The 18,931-nt window shown below is 68.7% G+C and carries 18 protein-coding genes; 9 read left to right on the top strand and 9 right to left on the bottom strand.

Annotated features, from left to right (window positions below):
• The first annotated feature begins 4 nt into the window (after positions 1-4).
• Both pstS and araD read left to right on the top strand, forming a co-directional pair.
• Positions 5-1,054 carry a phosphate ABC transporter substrate-binding protein PstS gene (gene pstS, locus ACSHV8_RS04660; protein WP_436529711.1) on the top strand — a complete coding sequence of 350 codons (1,050 nt, stop codon included), beginning with the start codon at positions 5-7 and terminating at the stop codon, positions 1,052-1,054.
• A 138-nt stretch (positions 1,055-1,192) separates the two neighbouring features.
• Positions 1,193-1,909, top strand: a complete 717-nt coding sequence (gene araD / locus ACSHV8_RS04665; RefSeq protein WP_436529712.1) for an L-ribulose-5-phosphate 4-epimerase AraD — start codon at positions 1,193-1,195, stop codon at positions 1,907-1,909.
• Between the two features lie 249 nt (positions 1,910-2,158).
• On the opposite strand, the gene ACSHV8_RS04670 is transcribed toward araD, so the two are convergent.
• On the bottom strand, positions 2,159-2,800 hold the full coding sequence (locus ACSHV8_RS04670) for a TetR/AcrR family transcriptional regulator (RefSeq protein WP_436529714.1): 642 nt from the start codon (positions 2,798-2,800) through the stop codon (positions 2,159-2,161).
• Between the two features lie 62 nt (positions 2,801-2,862).
• Here ACSHV8_RS04670 and ACSHV8_RS04675 point away from each other — a divergent pair, with 62 nt between their 5' ends.
• Positions 2,863-3,927 carry a hypothetical protein gene (locus ACSHV8_RS04675; RefSeq protein ID WP_436529716.1) on the top strand — a complete coding sequence of 355 codons (1,065 nt, stop codon included), beginning with the start codon at positions 2,863-2,865 and terminating at the stop codon, positions 3,925-3,927.
• Positions 3,928-4,257: 330 nt separating this feature from the next.
• On the opposite strand, the gene ACSHV8_RS04680 is transcribed toward ACSHV8_RS04675, so the two are convergent.
• Positions 4,258-4,830, bottom strand: coding sequence for a hypothetical protein (locus ACSHV8_RS04680; RefSeq protein WP_436529718.1), 573 nt, complete (start codon positions 4,828-4,830; stop codon positions 4,258-4,260).
• Between the two features lie 408 nt (positions 4,831-5,238).
• Positions 5,239-6,237: a LacI family DNA-binding transcriptional regulator gene (locus tag ACSHV8_RS04685; protein ID WP_436529719.1), complete on the bottom strand. Its 999-nt coding sequence runs from the start codon at positions 6,235-6,237 to the stop codon at positions 5,239-5,241.
• 323 nt (positions 6,238-6,560) lie between these two features.
• Here ACSHV8_RS04685 and ACSHV8_RS04690 point away from each other — a divergent pair, with 323 nt between their 5' ends.
• The 5 genes from ACSHV8_RS04690 to araA all read left to right on the top strand — a co-directional run bounded on the left by ACSHV8_RS04690 (position 6,561) and on the right by araA (position 12,658).
• A complete protein-coding gene (locus ACSHV8_RS04690) occupies positions 6,561-7,547 on the top strand; it encodes an ABC transporter substrate-binding protein (RefSeq protein WP_436529721.1) in 987 nt (328 codons plus the stop codon).
• Positions 7,548-7,612: 65 nt separating this feature from the next.
• A complete protein-coding gene (locus tag ACSHV8_RS04695) occupies positions 7,613-9,145 on the top strand; it encodes a sugar ABC transporter ATP-binding protein (RefSeq protein ID WP_436529723.1) in 1,533 nt (510 codons plus the stop codon).
• The gene (locus ACSHV8_RS04700; RefSeq protein ID WP_436529725.1) at positions 9,142-10,158 is read left to right on the top strand and encodes an ABC transporter permease; all 1,017 of its coding nucleotides are present in this window, start codon (positions 9,142-9,144) and stop codon (positions 10,156-10,158) included. The genes ACSHV8_RS04695 and ACSHV8_RS04700 overlap by 4 nt, the downstream gene beginning before the upstream one ends.
• Entirely contained in the window at positions 10,155-11,180 is a 1,026-nt protein-coding gene (gene yjfF / locus ACSHV8_RS04705) for a galactofuranose ABC transporter, permease protein YjfF (RefSeq protein WP_436529727.1), read from the top strand. Before ACSHV8_RS04700 ends, yjfF begins: the two co-directional genes overlap by 4 nt.
• Complete coding sequence (araA, locus tag ACSHV8_RS04710; RefSeq protein ID WP_436529729.1) at positions 11,177-12,658, top strand: L-arabinose isomerase; 1,482 nt, start codon at positions 11,177-11,179, stop codon at positions 12,656-12,658. Before yjfF ends, araA begins: the two co-directional genes overlap by 4 nt.
• Positions 12,659-12,718: 60 nt before the next feature.
• Here araA and ACSHV8_RS04715 read toward each other — a convergent pair whose 3' ends face one another.
• Positions 12,719-13,873: an LCP family protein gene (locus ACSHV8_RS04715; RefSeq protein WP_436529731.1), complete on the bottom strand. Its 1,155-nt coding sequence runs from the start codon at positions 13,871-13,873 to the stop codon at positions 12,719-12,721.
• A 115-nt stretch (positions 13,874-13,988) separates the two neighbouring features.
• On the bottom strand, positions 13,989-14,687 hold the full coding sequence (locus tag ACSHV8_RS04720; protein ID WP_436529733.1) for a laminin G domain-containing protein: 699 nt from the start codon (positions 14,685-14,687) through the stop codon (positions 13,989-13,991).
• 227 nt (positions 14,688-14,914) lie between these two features.
• On the opposite strand from ACSHV8_RS04720, the gene ACSHV8_RS04725 reads away from it, so the two are divergent.
• Positions 14,915-15,604: a hypothetical protein gene (locus tag ACSHV8_RS04725; RefSeq protein WP_436529735.1), complete on the top strand. Its 690-nt coding sequence runs from the start codon at positions 14,915-14,917 to the stop codon at positions 15,602-15,604.
• A gap of 76 nt (positions 15,605-15,680) precedes the next feature.
• Here ACSHV8_RS04725 and ACSHV8_RS04730 read toward each other — a convergent pair whose 3' ends face one another.
• Genes ACSHV8_RS04730 through ACSHV8_RS04745 form a run of 4 tightly spaced genes read right to left on the bottom strand, consistent with a single transcriptional unit; the run spans position 15,681 to position 18,838 of the window.
• Positions 15,681-16,514, bottom strand: a complete 834-nt coding sequence (locus ACSHV8_RS04730) for a fumarylacetoacetate hydrolase family protein (RefSeq protein WP_436529737.1) — start codon at positions 16,512-16,514, stop codon at positions 15,681-15,683.
• Positions 16,514-17,398 carry a fumarylacetoacetate hydrolase family protein gene (locus ACSHV8_RS04735; protein ID WP_436529739.1) on the bottom strand — a complete coding sequence of 295 codons (885 nt, stop codon included), beginning with the start codon at positions 17,396-17,398 and terminating at the stop codon, positions 16,514-16,516. The genes ACSHV8_RS04730 and ACSHV8_RS04735 overlap by 1 nt, the downstream gene beginning before the upstream one ends.
• Before the next feature lie 52 nt (positions 17,399-17,450).
• Positions 17,451-18,050 (bottom strand): carboxymuconolactone decarboxylase family protein, encoded by a 600-nt coding sequence (locus tag ACSHV8_RS04740; RefSeq protein WP_436529741.1) that lies wholly within the window; start codon positions 18,048-18,050, stop codon positions 17,451-17,453.
• A complete protein-coding gene (locus tag ACSHV8_RS04745; protein WP_436529743.1) occupies positions 18,047-18,838 on the bottom strand; it encodes an IclR family transcriptional regulator in 792 nt (263 codons plus the stop codon). The genes ACSHV8_RS04740 and ACSHV8_RS04745 overlap by 4 nt, the downstream gene beginning before the upstream one ends.
• Positions 18,839-18,931: the final 93 nt, after the last annotated feature.

Here is an 18,931-nt window from a genome sequence, read left to right on the forward strand (position 1 = left end):
TGCGATGAAGAAGCTCACGGCGGCCGTCGCGATCGCCGCGCTCCTGGTCCTCACCGCCTGCGACGAGCCGGAGAAGAAGGCCGGCCCGGTCGCGTGCGCGTCCGGCTCGGCGGCCGGTCAGGGTTCGTCGGCGCAGGCCAACGCGGTCAACGAGTGGATCAAGCAGTATCAGATCGCCTGTGCCCAGGCGGCGGTGGCCTATGCGAGCGTCGGTTCCGGCGCCGGCGTGCGGTCGTTCCTGACCGGCACGGGCGATTTCGCCGGCACCGATGCCGCGCTCGGCGACGCCGATCAGGCCGCCGCGGCGACTCGGTGCGGTGGCGCCCCGGCCGTGCACCTGCCGATGGTGATCGGCCCGATCGCGCTCGCCTTCAACGTGGCCGGCGTCGGTGACCTGCGGCTCGCACCGGCCACCATCGCCAAGATCTTCAACGGCGGGATCACCGTCTGGAACGACAAGGCGATCGCCGCCGACAATCCGAACGTGGTGTTGCCGGCCACCCGGATCCAGGCCGTCCATCGCCAGGACAACTCGGGCACCACCAACAATTTCACCCGGTTCCTGGCCGGGACCGCGAAGGCGGACTGGCCCTACCCGGCGGCCAGCGCCTGGCCCGCCCCGGGCGGTGTCGCGGTGACCGGAAGTGATCGGCTGGCCTCGGCGATCGCCCGGACGGACGGGGCGATCGGTTACGTCGAGGCCTCCTATGCGCGGGTCAACGAGCTGACCACGGCCCGGGTCGGCGACTCGCGCGGTGACTTCGTGGCGCCGACCGATGCGGCGGCGGCCGATGCGGTGGCCGCGGCGAAACCGTCGTCCGGCGACGACCTGCGGCTCGACCTGAATTACGACGACTTGTACGGTGGTGCGTACCCGCTCGTGCAGGTTACCTATGAGGTGGTCTGCCGGTCGGGGGCGTCCGCGGTGGCGCGCGGCTTCCTGGCCTACGCGGCGAGTCCGCAGGGGCAGGCGGCGGCCGGCGCGGCGGGGTACGCGCCGTTGCCCGAGACTCTGCGGGAGCAGGTCTACGCGGCGGTCGCCGGACTACGCTGAGCTCGGCGTTCGCGCTGGTGGATCCGCACGCGCGGGTCTTGGTGTTTGCGCTCACAAGTGGCAAGCTCCAGCATGACGTCGGAGCTTGGGATCAAGTATGGTGAGCGCTAACATTTCGAGTGAAGGATGGGCGGCGAAGTGACGATCGGGTCGGAAGCCCTGCGCCAGGACGTCTGGCTGGCCAACCAGGTGATCCCGAAAGCCGGGCTCGCGCAGCTCACCTGGGGCAACGTCAGCGGCGTGGATCGCGACGGCGGCTACTTCCTGATCAAGCCGTCCGGCGTCTCCTACGACGACCTCACGCCCGACATGCTCGTCCCGGTCGACCTGGAGACCGGCAAGGTGCTCGGCGGCGACCTGCGCCCCTCGGTCGACACCGAGTCGCACCGCGCGTTCTACCTGGCCTGGCCCTCGATCGGCGGCATCACCCACACGCACTCGACCAACGCGGTCGCGTTCGCCCAGGCCAACCGGGACATTCCGGTCCTCGGCACGACGCACGCGGACACGTTCAACGGCCCGGTGCCGGTGACCCGCGGGCTCACCCCCGAGGAGTGCGCGACCGACTACGAGTTCAATACCGGTCAGGTGATCATCGAGCTGATCGGTGACGACGAGGCCGCGGCCGGGATGCCGGGCGCGCTGGTCGCCAATCATGGCCCGTTCACCTGGGGCGCCGGCCCGAAGAAATCGGTCGAGCACGCGATCATCGTCGAGGCCGTCGCCGAGATGGCGATCAAGACCCTGGCGTTGAATCCGGACGCGTTCACCCCGCGCCATTTGCAGGAGCGTCACTTCAAGCGCAAGCACGGCCCGGGCGCCTATTACGGAAATCCCGGCGCCACCAAGTCCTGACCTCGTAAGAACGGCGCCTGATTCACACGAATCCGGTGCCGTCGAGTCGACCCGTCCAGGGCGCATCCGTAGCCGATCGTCGCGGCAGCGAACGATCGGCACCGAACAGTACGTGATGTGTCATCGGGCGGGCCCTCTCGGGCCGCTGTTGCTCCGCCATCGCTGAGTGTGGTGGAGAAACGCGTGGCCCGCCGGCCCGGGCGTGGCTGGGAGCATCGCCCGGGCCGGCAGACTTCCCCTGCCGGCCCGTCACCTTTCCGGGTCACTTCTCCGGGCGTACGCCGTGAGGCCGCCGGACAGCGCGTCGAATGCGATCTCGGCCGTGCGGCGCGTTTCCGCCCGTACCGAATCGGGATTCTGTCCTTCGAGAACGCGTCGCCGGATTCCCGCGTGCAGTGCGGAATCCGTCGCGGTCAGCATCGCGGCGGCGATGCGCGGCATGGGGTCGTCCGCGTCCGCACCGGTCTCCTTCCGCAGCGTCTCGGCCAGAACCTCTTCGGTCCGATCCCGCATGTGACGCAGTCGTGCCTGTAATGCCGCGCTCTCGTCGACCACCCGCCAGAACGCCGCCATTCCCGAATGCAGCCCGAGCGTCGCCTCGCCCTGATCGATCTCGGCCAGGAAAGCCCGTCGCACCGCCGCCACGGCCGACTCGGTCTCCGCACGCGCCCGGACCGCCGACGGTAGCCGCTGGACCACCTCCTCCTGCCGGTCGAAGAAAAGGTCCTCCTTGGTCGGGAAGTAGTTGAAAACCGTGTTCACCGAGACCCGGACCAGCCGCGCGACATCGGCCACGGTCACCCGGTCGAACCCCCGCTCCAGGAACAACCCGAGCGCCGCGTCCGCGATCGCGGCCCGCGTGGCCTGCTTCTTCTCCTCGCGCAATCCCACGCCCGGATCATAGCGTCACTCAAAAATTGGTGTGACACCAAAATTATGCCTATGCTCGGGCCATGACGCTCACCTTCGGCATCTACCCGGGCGGCCTCGGTGTCACCGACGACGACAACGTCACCCAAGGCCCGCCCGAGGACCCCGAAAAGATCAAGATCGCGCTTGACGCGCTTCACCCCTTGCTCGTACGGGGTTACGTCCACTACGACGACGCCACGTACCGCCGCCTGACCGAAAATGCCCAGCCCCCGGCGTCGTCGGGGTCGCCGCGCGGCCCGCAAACCGACGGGGCGGCGTCACCCCGGCCGCCCTCGGAGTCCGCGCCGGCCCGGGCTGCGCGGATGGTCGAGGCGCCGCCCGATCCCTGTCAGTACGCGACCGCGGGCCGCCGCCTCGACCTCGTCGCCTGTTTCCGCGAACCCGGCCACGACCTCACCGGCTGGCTCCACTTCCTCCGCGAACAACTCCGCACACATGGCCCACGGATGGCGTCACTGCAGGTCACCGAGGAGGCCAACCATGCCGGTCCGGGCGGCGACGGGCGTTCCCCGGCGGTCCGGGAGGCGCTGGTCACCGGCGTGATCGAGGCCAAACGCGAGGCCCGGCGACTCGGCCTGGACGTGCGGATCGGCTGCAACTCGACCCTCGACTTCACCCCGGAGCAGGAGTTCTGGACCGACCTCGGCCGCCGCGGTGGCGACGAGTTCCGGGAGGCGCTCGACTACGTCGGCCTGGACTTCTTCCCGGACGTCTTCAGTCCGCTCCCGCCCGCCCGGCTGCCCGCGATCGTCGCCGGCGCCCTCACCGGTTTCCGCACGCAGAGCCTGGCCGCGGCCGGGATCCCGGACTCGGTCCCGCTGCACATCACCGAGCACGGCTGGGCCACCGGCCCGGAACGCCCCTACGAGCGGCAGGCCGAGGTGCTCGAACTGGTCGTCGGCATCATCGACGAGCATTCAAAAATCTTGAACATCTGCGCGTACGAACATTTCGCCCTGCGCGACGCCGACTCCGACAATCCGAACCCGGTCTTCCAACTCGGACTGCTCCGCTCCGACTACACCCCGAAGCCGGCCTTCGAAACCTACCGCCGCCTGATCGCCACCCTCGGCCACCCGAGCTAGACAGCGGCCACCCAGTGCGGTGGCCGCCCAGTGCGGTGCCCGCCCAGTGCGGTGCCCGCCCAGCGCCCATCCGCCCGCCCCGCCAATGCCGGCGGCCCGCGCATCGAAGTTGGCCCGGTATCGCCGACGTTTGACGCAGCCACGAGCACGAGCCACTCCCGACGCGGGCGCCACTTTCAGGTGCCAGCCCCGAGTGCCAGCCCCGAGTGCCGGGGCCGGTGCTGGCCGGGGTGAGGGGGCGCGGACCCGTGAGGGGAGGGGCTTGGTGGGCGGACTGGCTCAGCGGCGTGGGGGAAGGGCCGGGTCAGTGGCGCGGGGGGAAGGGCTGGGTCAGTGGCGTGGGGGATGGGTGATGTCGCGGACGATGGCCTGGACCCGCTGGCGGAGGTTGGGGGTTGCCGGGTGGGCGTTGGGTGCCGCCCGGGGCCGTGGCGTGCGACTGTTCCGGATCGGCCCGGGGTCACGGCCGGCTGACGGGGCGCTGTTGCCGGGCCCCCGGGGTGTGGCCGCAGTGCTCTCGCCGGTGCGGGGGTGCGGGATCTCGACCGTGGACGGTGTGGCCGCGGCCGTTGTCGGGCAGTGCCAGGTGAAGCTGGCGCCGGACAGGGTGACGGTGGCGCCGGCCGGGCAGAGGCCGGACTCGCGGTCGTCCGGGGACTCGGTGTGGCCATAGATGATCATCAGGCTGACCACCGTGGCGTCCGGGTCGGTGTGGACCGCCCAGACTTCGCCGTGGCCGGTCAGGCCGGTGCCGCCGGTGGTGAGCACGGCGGCCCGGCCGCGCAGGGGGATCGTCATGTCGTGGCCGAGGGCGTCACGGATGTGCAGGGTTCCGGAGAGGCGGGGGTTCCGGCGGCGTAGCCATCCGGGAAGACCTCCGAAGAGGCCGGAATCCGATCCCATTCTGCTCACCTGTCCTTTCAGCGACAGTTCCAGCACACAGCAAATATCATGAAATTTCCGTTTCGGGAGGGCGGCCGGTGCCACGCCGGCCCACGCGACAGCAACCAGTGCCACAACGGCCAGCGCGCGCCACACCGACCAGCGCCAGGCGTGACGGCCGCAAACATCCGGCAGCTGTGGGTAAGCCGGCCCCGGCTCGGCCACAGCCGCGACGACAGCGAAGAAAAAGCCGCTTGACCAGCAGATAATCGAGCCGCGCCACGGGCGGACGGCGCGAACGATCGACCCGCCGGCAGGAACTCCCGCGGGAAGTTGACCGTGTGTCGCCGTCGAACACCCCTCGGACTGTAACGGGCGTGAAGCCTGAGGTGCGGGTTCATTCACCGTTCAGGGTGAGTGGCCCTCACCTCACCCGCGCGCCGGCCCGGTGCTGGCCCGCAGTACCACTTCGGGTACGACCAGGACGCTCGACGGCGGCGCGATCCCGTCCTCCCGCGACATGTGGTGCAGCAGCAGTGACAGTGCCCGCCGTCCCAGTTCTCCGAAGTCCTGGTGCATGGTGGTCAGTGGCGGCAGGAAGTATCCGGAGTCCGGCATGTCGTCGAAGCCGACGACGCTGACGTCGTCCGGCACCCGGCGCCCGGCCTCGTGCAGCGCCCGCAGCACGCCCAGCGCGATCCGGTCGTTGGCGCAGAAGATCGCGGTGACCGCGTGGTCGGCGGCGAGGCGCCGGCCCTGTTCGTAGCCGGCCGCGGCGTCCCACCAGCCGGGGGAGATCGGCGGTACGACGGCCCCGGCGGCGTAGAGGGTTTCGCGCCATCCGTCGACCCGGGCCTGGGCTTCCGGCCAGTCCGGCGGGCCGGCCGCGTGGTGCACGGTGGCGTGCCCGAGGTCGAGCAGGTGCTGGGTGGCGAGGCGGGCGCCGGTGGCGTTGTCCACCCGTACCGTCGGAAATGGATCTGATCCGGAACCGGCGCCACCGACCGCGACACAGGTCAGGCCGGCCGGGGCGTGGGTGAGGGCATTGGCCACCGCGGGTTTGGGGGCGATCGCGATGATGCCGTCGACGTCGTGCTGGGCCAGCCGGTCGACCGCTTCGAGGACCGGGCGGTGGGCGAGTTCGCGCACGGTGGCGACGCTGACCAGGTATCCGGCGGCGCGGGCGGCGCTCTCGATGCCGTAGAGCATCGATTCGGGTCCGAAGAGGGTGGTCTCGAAGCCGATGATGCCGAGGGTGCGCGACTCGCGGGTGGCCAGGGTCCGGGCGGCCAGGTTGCGGCGGTAGTTGAGTGAGCGCATCGCGGCGAGCACGCGCTCGCGGGTCTCGGCCCGAACGTTGGGATGGTCGTTGATGACCCGCGAGACCGTTTGGTGGGAGACCCCGGCCAGCTTGGCGACGTCGCGCATGACGCTTCCCCGCTCCTTGCCGGATCGCGGCCGGGAGACGGCAAAGGGCGTCTGGGCAGCCGGTTCGGTGTCCGGCGCGGGGTCTGAGGTCGGCATTGGACGATGTCTACCAGGTAACCGCGTGGTGGCCGCGCGTGACATCGGACTTCTTGCAATCTGCCTGAAACAACGATCCTGATCTCTTGACGAGCACGATGAGAACGGTAACACTCACGAAACGCAAGCTGTGACGCCGGTCGCAGCGGTTCGAAGATCTCCCCGGTGCAGGCCTATGCGCGCCTGTCGCTGGTCGGTTTGTTAACGGTAACAAGTTTCTGGAGGTTATGGTGCGCGTGAAGATGATGGCGGCGGCGCTGACGGGCCTGCTGGCCGTGTCGGCACTCGCCGGTTGTGGCGGCGACAAGGACTCCGGCTCGGGTAGCTCGGGGGACGGCAAGCTCGTCCTCGGCTTCTCTCAGGTCGGTGCGGAGAGCGGTTGGCGTACGGCCAACACCAAGTCGATCCAGGACGCGGCCGCGGCCGCCGGATACGAGTTGAAGTTCTCCGATGCTCAGGGCAAGCAGGAGAAGCAGATCGAGGCGATCCGCAGCTTCATCACCCAGAAGGTCGACGTCATCGCGTTCTCGCCGGTGGTCACCTCGGGGTGGGACGCCGTGCTCAAGGAGGCCAAGGACGCCGACATCCCGGTGATCCTGACCGACCGCGCGGTGGACTCGCAGGACAAGTCGCTCTACAAGACGTTCCTCGGCTCCGACTTCGTCAAGGAGGGCAAGGAGGCCGGCGACTGGCTGGTCAAGCAGTACGAGGGCAAGACCGACCCGGTCAACGTCGTCGAGCTGCAGGGCACGGTCGGCGCGGCGCCGGCGATCGACCGGCAGAAGGGCTTCGCCGACGCCATCGCGGCCAACCCGAACATCAAGATCGTCAAGTCGCAGTCCGGTAACTTCACCCGGGCCGAGGGCAAGACGGTGATGGAGGGCATCCTCCAGTCCACGCCGAAGATCGACGTGCTCTACGCCCACAACGACGACATGGGCCTGGGTGCCATCGAGGCGATCGAGGCGGCCGGCAAGAAGCCCGGCGTCGACATCAAGATCATCACCGTCGACGCGGTCAAGGACGGCATGACCGCCCTGTCCGAGGGCAAGATCAACTACATCGTGGAGTGCAGCCCGCTCCTCGGCCCGCAGCTGATGGACCTGGCCAAGAAGGTCAAGGCCGGCGAGGCGGTCGACCCTCGGATCCTCACCGTGGAGACCACGTTCACCCAGGAGCAGGCCAAGGCCGCTCTGCCGGACCGCAAGTACTGAGTTGAGCAGGTGCGGACCACCCCGGCAGCCCGGGGTGGTCCGCACCGCGCGGAACGGAGTTCATGATGGGCGAACCCGCCACAAACCCGGTCCTCGAGATGACCGGCATTCGCAAGGTATTCCCCGGCGTCGTCGCCCTGGACGGCGTCGACTTCCGTTTGTTCCCCGGCGAGGTGCACGCCCTCATGGGCGAGAACGGCGCCGGCAAGTCAACCCTGATCAAGGTGCTCACCGGCGTCTACGAGATCGACGGCGGCGACATCCGGCTCAACGGCGAGGTGGTCCGGATCGCCGGCCCGCTCGCCGCCCAGAAGGCCGGCATCAGCACCGTGTACCAGGAGGTCAACCTCTGCACCAACCTGACGGTCGCGGAGAACATCTTCATCGGCCGGGAGCCGCGGACGTTCGGCAAGATCCGCTGGGGCGTGATGCGCAAGCGGGCGGCCGAGCTGCTCAAGCGGCTCGACCTGGACATCGACGTGTCCGAACCGCTGAGCACCTACTCGCTGGCCATCCAGCAGATGGTGGCGATCGCCCGCGCGATCGACATCAAGGCCCACGTCCTGATCCTGGACGAGCCGACCTCCAGCCTGGACGCCTCCGAGGTGGAGCAGCTGTTCCGGGTCATGCGCCGGCTCAAGGCCGACGGGGTGGCGATCCTGTTCGTGTCGCACTTCCTCGACCAGATCTACGAGATCTCCGACCGGCTCACCGTGCTGCGCAACGGCCAGCTGATCGGTGAGTACCGGACGGCTGAGCTGCCTCAGGTCCAGCTCGTCGAGAAGATGATCGGCAAAGAACTGGCCACGCTGGAGGGCCTTGAGGACAAGGCACTGCGATCCCGTACGAAATCGGCCGCCGCCGAACCGATCCTGCAGGCCAAGGGTGTGGGCCGGACGGGCGCGATCGCCCCGTTCGACCTGACCATCCACCAGGGCGAGGTCGTCGGCCTGGCCGGGCTGCTCGGTTCGGGCCGCACCGAGCTGGCCCGCCTGCTCTTCGGCGCGGACAAGGCCGACCAGGGTGAGCTGAGCATCGACGGCAAGCCGGTCTCGCTGCGTGATCCACAGGTGGCGATGAAGCGGGGGATCGCCTTCTCCTCGGAGAACCGCCGCACCGAGGGCATCATCGGCGACCTCAGTGTCCGGGAGAACATCATCCTGGCGCTGCAGGCCTCCCGCGGCTGGACCCGCCCGATCCCGCGCCGCAAGCAGGACGAGATCGTCGACAAGTACATCAAGGCGCTGTCCATCCGCCCGGCCGACCCGGAGCGCCCGGTGCGCAACCTGTCCGGCGGCAACCAGCAGAAGGTCCTGCTGGCCCGCTGGCTGATCACCGAGCCGCGGCTGCTCATCATCGACGAGCCGACCCGCGGCATCGACGTCGGCGCCAAGGCCGAGATCCAGAAGCTGGTCGCCGAGCTCTCCGACGGCGGCATGGCGGTGCTCTTCGTCAGCGCCGAGCTGGAGGAGGTGCTCCGGCTCAGCCACAAGATCGCGGTCCTGCGGGATCGTCGCCTGGTCGAGGAGCTGGACAACAGCGCCGGGGTCGACGCCGAACGCATCATGCAGACCATCGCCAGCGGAGCAACCTCATGAGCATCCTCAAGAACCGGCTGTTCTGGCCGGCCGCCATCCTGTTGGCGCTGCTGATCGTCAACGTGTTCACGTCCAACCAGTTCGTCACCCTGAAGGACGGGCACCTCTTCGGGACGCTCATCGACATCCTCCGGGGCAGCGCGCCGCTGGTCCTGGTCGCGCTCGGCATGACCCTGGTCATCTCGACCGGCGGCATCGACCTGTCGGTCGGCTCGGTGATGGCGATCTCCGGCGCGGTGGCCTGCCTGCTGATCCGGGACCTGGGCGACCAGAACGCGGTCGGCTCGGTGCTGCTGATCATGGCGATCGCGATCGCCGTCTCGGCCGCACTCGGATTGTGGAACGGGTCGCTGGTCGCGATCGTCGGCATTCAACCGATCATCGCGACCCTGATCCTGATGGTGGCCGGGCGTGGTCTGGCCCAGTTGGTCACCGACGGGCAGATCATCAACGTGCAGTCCAGCCCGTACGCGACGATCGCCACCGGCTTCTTCCTCACCCTGCCGGTCGCGTTCCTGATCGCCATGGCCGCGGTCGCCCTGATCACCGTGCTGACCCGCAGGACCGCACTCGGCCTGCTGCTCGAATCGGTCGGCGGCAGCCCGAGCGCCAGCCGGCTGGCCGGCATCCGGGCCCGGCGTCTCACGATCATGGTGTACGTCGTCTCCGGTGCCTTCTCCGGTCTGGCCGGCCTGATCTACAGCGCCAACATCAAGAGCGCGGACAGCATCTACGCCGGCAACCTGATCGAGCTCGACGCCATCCTGGCCGTCGTGATCGGCGGGACCGCGCTGATCGGTGGCCGCTTCTCGATCCTGGGCACCGTGCTCGGCGCCGTCCTGATCCAGACCCTGCAGGTCACCGTGGTCAGCGTCGGCGTCCCGTCCGACGCGACGATGCTCTTCAAGGCGGTCGTCGTCGTGGTGCTCTGCCTGTCCCAGTCCGCGACCTTCCGGGAGAAGGTCTTCGGCCGCCTCAAGCCGCGTCCCGCCCGGGCGGAGGTTCCCGCATGACCACCATCGACGCCACGCCGCCGGCCGCCGACGAGAAGGGGACGGCGGTCAACCCGCGCCGCCGCGTCTACCGGCCGAACACCAAGTACATCCCGATCCTGGCCACCCTGGCGCTGCTGATCGCCATGTACATCAGCGGTGTCGCCAACTACCGCAACTTCGACCAGCCCAGCGTCGTGGTCAACCTGTTCCGGGACAACGCGGTGCTGCTGGTGGTCGCGGTCGGGATGACCTTCGTGATCCTGACCGGCGGCATCGACCTGTCGGTCGGCGCGGTCATCTCGCTCACCACCACGCTCACCGCCACCCTGTTGCAGGGCGGCTGGCCGCCGCTGGTGGTGCTGCCGCTGGTGCTGCTCCTGGGCGCGCTGCTCGGCGCCGGGATGGGCGCGGCCATCCACTACTTCAAGGTGGAGCCGTTCATCGCCACCCTGGCCGGGCTGTTCCTGGCCCGGGGCCTGGCGCTGTTCATCAACCAGGAGTCGATCCCGATCCGGGACAAGCTCTGGACGACGCTCTCGGACATGCGCATCCCGCTCGGCGAGCACACCAAAACCACCCCGACCGCGATCGTGGCGGTCTCGGCCGTGCTCATCGCGGCCGCGATCCTGGCCTGGACCCGGTTCGGCCGCAACGTCTACGCGATCGGCGGCAGCGCCGACTCGGCCCTGCTGATGGGTCTGCCGGTGGCCCGTACCCGGATCGCCGTCTACACCGTCAGCGGGTTCTGCGCCGCGCTCGGCGGCGTGCTCTACACGATCAACTCCACGTCGGGGCACGCGCTGCAGGGCAGCGGCACCGAGCTGGACGCGATCGCCTCCTGTGTCATCGGTGGCATCCTGCTCACTGGCGGCTCCGGATACGTCATCGGAAGCCTGCTCGGCGTGCTGGTCTACGGCATGATCGGCACGATCATCAACTTCCAGGGTGACCTGAACTCGGCGTGGACCCGGATCGTCGTCGGCGTCCTGCTGTTCGGCTTCATTGTTCTGCAGCGACTGGTCACGCGGAGGGCACGATGAGCAACGGGGAAATCTGGTTCCTGACCGGCAGTCAGGGGCTGTACGGTCCGGAGACCCTGGACCAGGTCGCGGCGCAGTCCAAGGAGATCGCGGACTCCTTGAACAGGAGCCTGGACGCGGACGTGGTCTGGCAGCCGGTGCTGACCAGCCCGGAGCAGATCCTGGACGTGTGCCGCCGGGCGTCGTCCACCCCGGGCGTCCTCGGCGTGATCACCTGGATGCACACGTTCTCACCGGCCAAGATGTGGATCGCCGGCCTGGACGCGCTGCGGGCGCCGCTGCTGCACCTGCACACGCAGCACAACGTGGCCCTGCCCTGGTCCGAGATCGACATGGACTTCATGAACCTGAACCAGGCCGCGCACGGCGACCGTGAGTTCGGGTTCATCGAGGCCCGGCTCGGCGTGCCCCGCAAGACGGTGGCCGGGCACGTCAGCAACCCGGCCGTGGTCGCGCGGATCGCGACCTGGGTTCGGGCGGCCCGCGGGTATGCGGCGATGCGGTCGCTCAAGCTGGCCCGCTTCGGCGACAACATGCGGGACGTGGCGGTCACCGAGGGGGACAAGGTCGAGGCGCAGCTGCGGTTCGGCGTCTCGGTCAACACGTACGGCGTCAATGATCTGGTCGCCGTGGTTGATCAAGTGACCGACACCGAGATCGACAAGCTGGTCGTGGAGTACTCCGACGTCTACGAGATCTCGGAGCCGCTGCTCAACGAACGCCGTGACTCCCTCCGCTACGGCGCGAGGATCGAGATCGGACTCCGCCAGTTCCTGACCGAGGGCGGCTTCAAGGCGTTCACCAGCAACTTCGAGGACCTCGGGGGTCTGCGGCAGCTGCCCGGCCTGGCCGTGCAACGGCTGATGGCCGACGGGTACGGCTTCGGCGGCGAGGGCGACTGGAAGACGTCGGTCCTGGTCCACACGCTGAAGGCGATGGTCCCGGGCGGTGGCACCTCCTTCATGGAGGACTACACCTACGACCTGACTCCGGGCAACGAGGTCATCCTGGGTGCGCACATGCTGGAGGTGTGCCCGTCGATCGCCGCGTCGACGCCGAAGCTGGAGATCCACCCGCTCGGCATCGGCGGCCGGGAGGACCCGGTCCGCCTGGTCTTCGACGCCGCCCCGGGTAAGGCGATCGTGCTCGGCCTGGCCGACCTGGGGGAGCGGTTCCGCCTGGTGGCCAACGAGATCGAGGTCGTGCCGCCGACCGAGCCGCTGCCGAAGCTGCCGGTCGCGCGGGCGGTCTGGAAGCCGGCGCCGTCACTGTCCACCTCGGCCGAGTGCTGGCTGACCGCGGGGGGCCCGCACCACACCGTGCTCTCGTCGGCGGTCGGCGCCGAGGAGTTGGCCGACCTGGCCGACATGGTGGGCACCGAGTTGCTGCTCATCGACTCGGAGACCACGACCCGGCAGTTCGCCAAGGAGGTCCGCTGGAACCAGGCCTACCACCGCCTGGCCCGCGGCTTCCGCTGACCTGAAGGAAAAGGCCGGCCCGCGCAACCGCGAGCCGGCCTTTCCGCACCACGGGCGACGTCAGTTGGTCGACACGAACTTCGGGTGACTCAGCAGGAAGTTGTCGATCTCGTCCTTCTTGATCGACTTCAGCAGGTCCATCGTGTCGTCACTCAGCTTCTCGACGCTCTTCCCGTCGATGGTCGCCGAGTTCAGCCGGCCCTCGTTGGTCTTGATGGTGACCAGCTTCTCCGGCTTGAGGTTGCGCATGGCCAGCGCCCAGTCGATGAGCTCGTGCCCGCGCTTGTCCACGGTCATCGCCTTGCCGAACGCGCCGAGGATCTTCGGCAGCTTGGTCGGCGAGTCCAGCCCGTCCTTGATCGCCTGGTTGATGATCGCCTTGAAGAACTGCTGCTGGTGCCGCTGACGCCCGTAGTCCAGCGAGTGGTCCTCCAGCAGGTCGCGCTGCCGCACGAAGTCGAGCGCCTGGCTCGGGTTGAAGCAGTGGTTGCCCTTGGTGTAGACGTTCGGCTTCACGCCGCTGATCGCGTGGTTGACCGTGCCCGTCTTGTTGATCACGAACGGCTTGGCCGTCTTGCCGTCCTTGGTCTTGCCCAGGTGGATCGAGGTGGTCGTGGTGTCGACATACATACAGACCTTGCCGAGCACGTTGACCACGTCGCGGAAGCCCTGGAAGTCGATGATCGCGCCGGCGTCCGGGGTGATCCCGGTGAGCTCCTTGATCGTCATGGTGAGCAGCTCGAAGCCGTGCTGCAGCGCCTTGTCCCCGGTGAGGCCCCAGGTCCCGTACGCGAAAGCGGCGTTGATCTTGTCCTTGCCGGAGTTCCGGCTCTGCTTGCCGTTGTCGTAGGCCGGGATGGTCACGTAGCTGTCGCGCGGCAGCGAGATCATGTAACCGCTGCTGTGGTCCTTGTTGATGTGCAGCAGGATGATCGAGTCGGAGCGCAGCGGCTCACCGTTGGTCTGGTCGGGGCGCTGGTCGATGCCGACGAGCAGAATGTTCTTCGCCCCGTTGAGACTGGTGTCGACCTTTTCCGTGGGGTGCGGCTCGGCCGGGCCGATGAGGTCGACCTGGTCGATCGACTTGGTGGCCGCCTGCAGCGTCACCTTCAGGCCGATCGCTCCGCCACCGCCGGCCACCAGCAGAACCGCCCCCAGGATCGCTGTCCAGAGGGCCCAGCGGGGCGTGCGTCGTCGCTTACCGGTCGTAGCCAAGGGGGTCCCCGTTCAGTGAAGGTGTTTCCACCCTCAAAGACGGGGTCCGGACGGCAAAATGTTGAGTGAGTGCCGATGGAATATAGATGACTTTCAGATGAACGTAAGGTGAATCTCAAGCGGAGTTGATCTCGGTGTAGTCGATGTCCCCCGCGTAGTAGTCGCAGCCCACCGTCCGCTGGTCGCAGTCGAGCTTCCCGCCGATGGTCAAGGGCCAGTTGTTGCGGATGGTGCCGGTCCAGCCCTGCCGCCCGGCCACCCGCTGCCCGTCGATGGCCAGCGCGACCCCGGTGCTCACCCGGACACAGGTGACCACGTGCCAGTCCCCGTCGTTGATCGCGTACGGCGCGTCGGCCTCCAGTACCCCGTGATCGCCGCGGAACGAGCACTGCACCTTCCCGTTCGGGATCTGCAGCTTGAAGTTGCCGCCCTCGGTCGTGGACTGGCCTTTCTGGATGATGTTGCCGAAGTGGCCGGTGGTGCGCAGCCGCAGCGTCACCGCGAAGTCCCGATCGCCGGGATTCAGGGCCGGATCGTCCGGAACCACGACCAGATGGCCGGGGTGGGGTGGCGGAGTGTCCGGTTCGAGCCGGTCGAACCGGTACCCGGTCGAGCCCTGAGCGGTGACCCCGGCGCCGACCTCGTCACCGATCTGTCCGTCAAGTCCGTTCCCGCTGCTGTCGGACATCACGGTGGCCCCGGCCGGCTCGTTCATGGGCCAGTAGGCGACCGAGGTGACCTCCGACGCGCGCGCCGCCATCGGCGTACCGGTCAGCAGAATCGTCGTGACCAGCAGGGGAAACCAGCGTCGCATGGCGGTCCTCGCGGGGTGTCGGAACGGAATCCTTACGAGACTAATGGTGCGTAAGCCTATATATGTGAACAACCAGGCAAATCCCCATCCACGGGGTGCTCGCCGACCCTGGCTGAGTGCCGGTTCAGCTTGGTAGCATCCCGCCGATCATGACTGACACCCCTCGGCGGTCATGACGCTCCCGTGGGAGCGGAGACACGGACATTTCAGATAAGGATCGTGGCGAAGTGCTGCTGAACGGGACCGACGGTGAGACCTCGGAGCACAAGTTGATCGCACCCAACCCCGGCCTGCCCAATCAGGCCCTCCAGGTGCTCGCACTCGCGCAGCGCACCGCGGAGGAGCACGTCGCCAGTGCTCAGCACCACGCGGACAAGATCCGGACCGACGCGCTCGCGGCCGCCGAGCAGATCGCCCGGGACGCCCAGGCCCACGCCAACAACGTGCGCCAGGAGGCCGACCGGGTGGTCGCCGAGGCCCGCGCCGCGGCCGAGCAGATGGCCCGCGAGGCGCAGACCCGCGCCGAGGAGGCCCGCCGGGCCGCCGACAAGATCGTCGCGGACGCCCGCCAGCGGGCCGAGTCCATCGGCGCCGACGCGATGCACGGCGCCGAGCAGCTCAAGCTGCAGGCCCAGCAGCGGTACGACGACGTGGTCGGCAGCCTGGGCGCCAAGCGCGAGGCCCTCCAGCAGCAGATCGAGGCGCTGGAGAACTTCGACCGGGAGTACCGGGGCCGCCTGACCCAGTTCATGCAGGGCCAGCTGCGTGCCCTGTGGGCCGACGCGCCGCAGGTCACGGCCGAGGTCATCGACGAGGAGCCGATCGCCGAGGAGATCGAGGCCGGCCCGCGGCACGGCCACCACGCGCACCCGGCGGCCGACGAGGCTGAGGTCGCGGAGCACGACGAAGACCGCTGAGCTCAAGGTGAGCGGGAAACGGCCCGGACCGCTGTGGTCCGGGCCGTTTCGCTTGCCGGGGTACGGAGATGAACGTTCAGTGGAAGCGCTGGCGGATCTCCCCGATCCCGTCCACCCGGCTCACGAGCAGTTCACCGGGCTGCAGGTACCGCGGGGGCTCCCGCCGGTTCCCGACGCCGGCCGGCGTCCCGGTGAAGATCAGGTCCCCGGGCAGCAACGGGCACACCGCCGAGATCCGGGCCACGAGGTCGTCCACCGGGAAGATCATCTCGCTGGTCCGGCCGTACTGCACCCTCTCGTCCCCGAGGAAGCACTCGAACCCGAGGTCGTCGCGGTCCTCGAACTCGTCCGGGGTGACCGCCACCGGCCCGGTCGGCCCGAAACCGGGGAACGACTTGCCGAGCGAGAACTGCGCCGGCTTGCCCTGCAGCTGCACCGCCCGCTCGGACAGGTCCTGGCCCACGGTCAGCCCGGCCACCGCATCCCACGCGCGCTCGCGGGGGATCCGGTGCCCGCCGGTGCCGATCACCGCGACCACCTCGATCTCCCAGTCCGGCTTGCCCGGCGGCAGGGTGACCTCGGTGATCGGCCCGGTCACGCAGGACGGGAACTTGGTGAACAGCAGCGGCTCGTCCGGCGGCTGGAAACCGGCCTCGGCGGCGTGCGGGCGGTAGTTCAGTGCCACCGCGAAGACCTGCCGGGGCCGCGGTGACGGCGCGCCCAGCTCGGCCTCGGTGAACGGTTCGGCCTCGGCGAGATCCGCGCCGGCCGCCCACGCCGAGAACTCGGCGAAGTGGGCCAGGGTCGTGTTCGCGTCGGCCGAGAACCGGCCGCCGCTGTGCTTCTCGACGTCGAGCGCCCGGTCGCCGTCGACGACGACCAGCCGCCCGGCCAGGGTCCCGAACCGCATCAGCTGTTGTAGATCGAGCTGGAGTACGGCTCGGTGTCGTGCGCCGACTTCCACGGCACGACCGTGTTGCGCAGCAGGCCGACGCCCTGGATCTCGGCCTCGACCACGTCGCCCGGCTTGAGGTAGAAGTCGAACGGGTTCGGCTGCACGGCGGCCACCCCGGAGATCGTGCCGGTGGTGATGATGTCGCCCGCCGAGTAACCCTGCGGCGAGTGGAACGCGACCAGGTCCCGCAGCTTGAGCACCATGTCCGAGGTGTTGCCGGACTGCCGGACCTGCCCGTTGACCCGCAGCTCCATGCCCAGGTCGTGCGGGTCGGCGATCTCGTCGGCGGTGACGATCCACGGGCCGATCGGGCAGAACGTGTCGATGCCCTTGGAGAACGAGAACACCCCGGACTCCATCTCGCGCCGCTGGATGTCGCGGGCGGTGATGTCGTTGAACACCGTGTACCCGGCGATGTAGTCGTCGGCCTCGTCGGGCCCGAACCAGCGGCCGGACCTGCCGATGATCACGGCCAGCTCCAGCTCGTAGTCCAGCTCCTTGGTCAGCCCCTCCGGGTAGACGATGTCGTCCTCCGGGCCGATGATGGCGTCCACGTTCTGGAAGAACACGATGCCCTTGTGCACCGGGTGCGACCAGTTCACCTTGGCCAGTTCCTGGTGATGCACGGCGAAGTTGCCGGCGGTGTGGAAGAACTTCTTCGGCTGGATCGGCGCCCGCAGCCGCACACCGTCCAGGGGAAAGACCTGACGTGTCTCGTCGACCGAGCCCATGGTGCCGCCACGCTCGAAGAACTCCCGGGTCGAGCCGACCGCCAGCTCGACGACCTCGTCGCCCTCGATCCGGCCGACCCGTCCCTCGTCGAATGTCACCAGTCGCATGCTCGCCTCGTTTTCGCTCTGCTTGTTTTCACTCTGTGAAAGCTTGTTTCATTCATGAAAAATCCTCCGTCGCGGAAGCCCCACTGTCAAGGGACGCGGGTGCCTCGACGCGGAAGACCCGCAGCTGCAACGCGAGCGTGGAGTAGTAGCCGATCAGGGTCGTGAGCTCGAACAACACCGGCATCCCGAGCGCCTCCCGGGCGGCGTCGAATTCGTCGTCGGTCAGGTCGCCGCGCTCGGCCAGAGCGGTCGACAGGTCCAGGATCAAGCGATCCGCCGGGTCGGGGAAGGCCACCCCGTCGCCGGTGCGCAACGCTCGCAACTCGGAGGCGCGGAAACCGGCCACGGCGGCGACGGCCTCATGGGCGTACCTCTCGAAATCGGAACCCCAGACACGAGCGACCGTGAGAATCGCGATCTCCCGGGCCCGGGTGGTCATCGCGGTGCGGTAGCGCACCGCGCTGCCGAGTTCCTGGAGCGCGCCGCCCAGCCCGGGTTGCAGCAGCATCGCGTTGAACGGCCCCTCCAGCCCGCCGTCCGCGTCCACGAGCCGGAAGGCCGAGCCGGACGCCCGCGGGCCCCCGGCGATCGCGTCGTAGACCGCGCGCTGCTCGGCGTCGAGCTGCTCCGGAAGCAGCTTGCCGAGCCTCACCCCTGGTGTCCCAGCAGCGCCGAGATGTCCCGGCAGGCCTCGCTGACCAGCGGCTTCAGCTCCCGCACGATCCGCTGCGTCGACCAGTCGCGCGACTGCACGGCCAGGTTCGCCCCGGCGATGACGGCACCCTGGGCGTTGCGGACCGGCGCCGCCACCGAACGCAGCCCGTAGGCCAGCTCCTCGTCCTGCATCGCCCACCCGTCGGCCCGGATCTTGGTGAACTCGTCCCGCAGCTCGTCCAGGTTGACCTTGGCGTTCGGCCCGTGCAGCCGCGCGAACGAACCCTCGGTGACCCGCGACTTCAGGTCGTCCTCGTCGAGGTGGGCCAGCAGCAGCTTGCCGATCGACGTGTGCACGGCCGGCAGTGTCGAACCGACCTGGATGTTGGCCGTGACCAGGTCCGAGTTGCGCAGCCGGACCAGGTAGAGCACCTGGTCGACGGTGAGCACGGCCAGGTTCACGGTCTCGCCGGTGGCCTGCGCCAGCTGCTGCAGGCGGGGCGTGGCCAGCTCGACCAGATCCAGGCTGCGCAGCGCCGCGGTGCCGAGGGTCAGAACCCGTACCCCTGGTCGGTAGTCGCCGTTGGGCAGGTGATCCAGATAACCCTCCGCGGTCAGGGTCATCACCACCCGGTAGACCGTCGGCAGGGGCATGCCGACCGCGGGCGCGATGTCACTGACCCGCCAGGTTGGTCGCTGCTCGCTGAACAGCGAGAGGATCCGCAGGCCCTTGGCCAGGGCCTCCACCCGGTACTCGGGCTTCTCGGCGTCCTTCTTCGGGGGCATGGGCGTCCTCGTCTCCGTCCCGCGCGGCTGGACAGAGGTCCTTGCCGCGGTCTAGCGTTGGCGCAAGAAACCTACTTTCATCTAGTGAAAGTT

The sequence above is a fragment of the Actinoplanes sp. HUAS TT8 genome (assembly GCF_051380535.1).
Classification (GTDB): domain Bacteria; phylum Actinomycetota; class Actinomycetes; order Mycobacteriales; family Micromonosporaceae; genus Actinoplanes.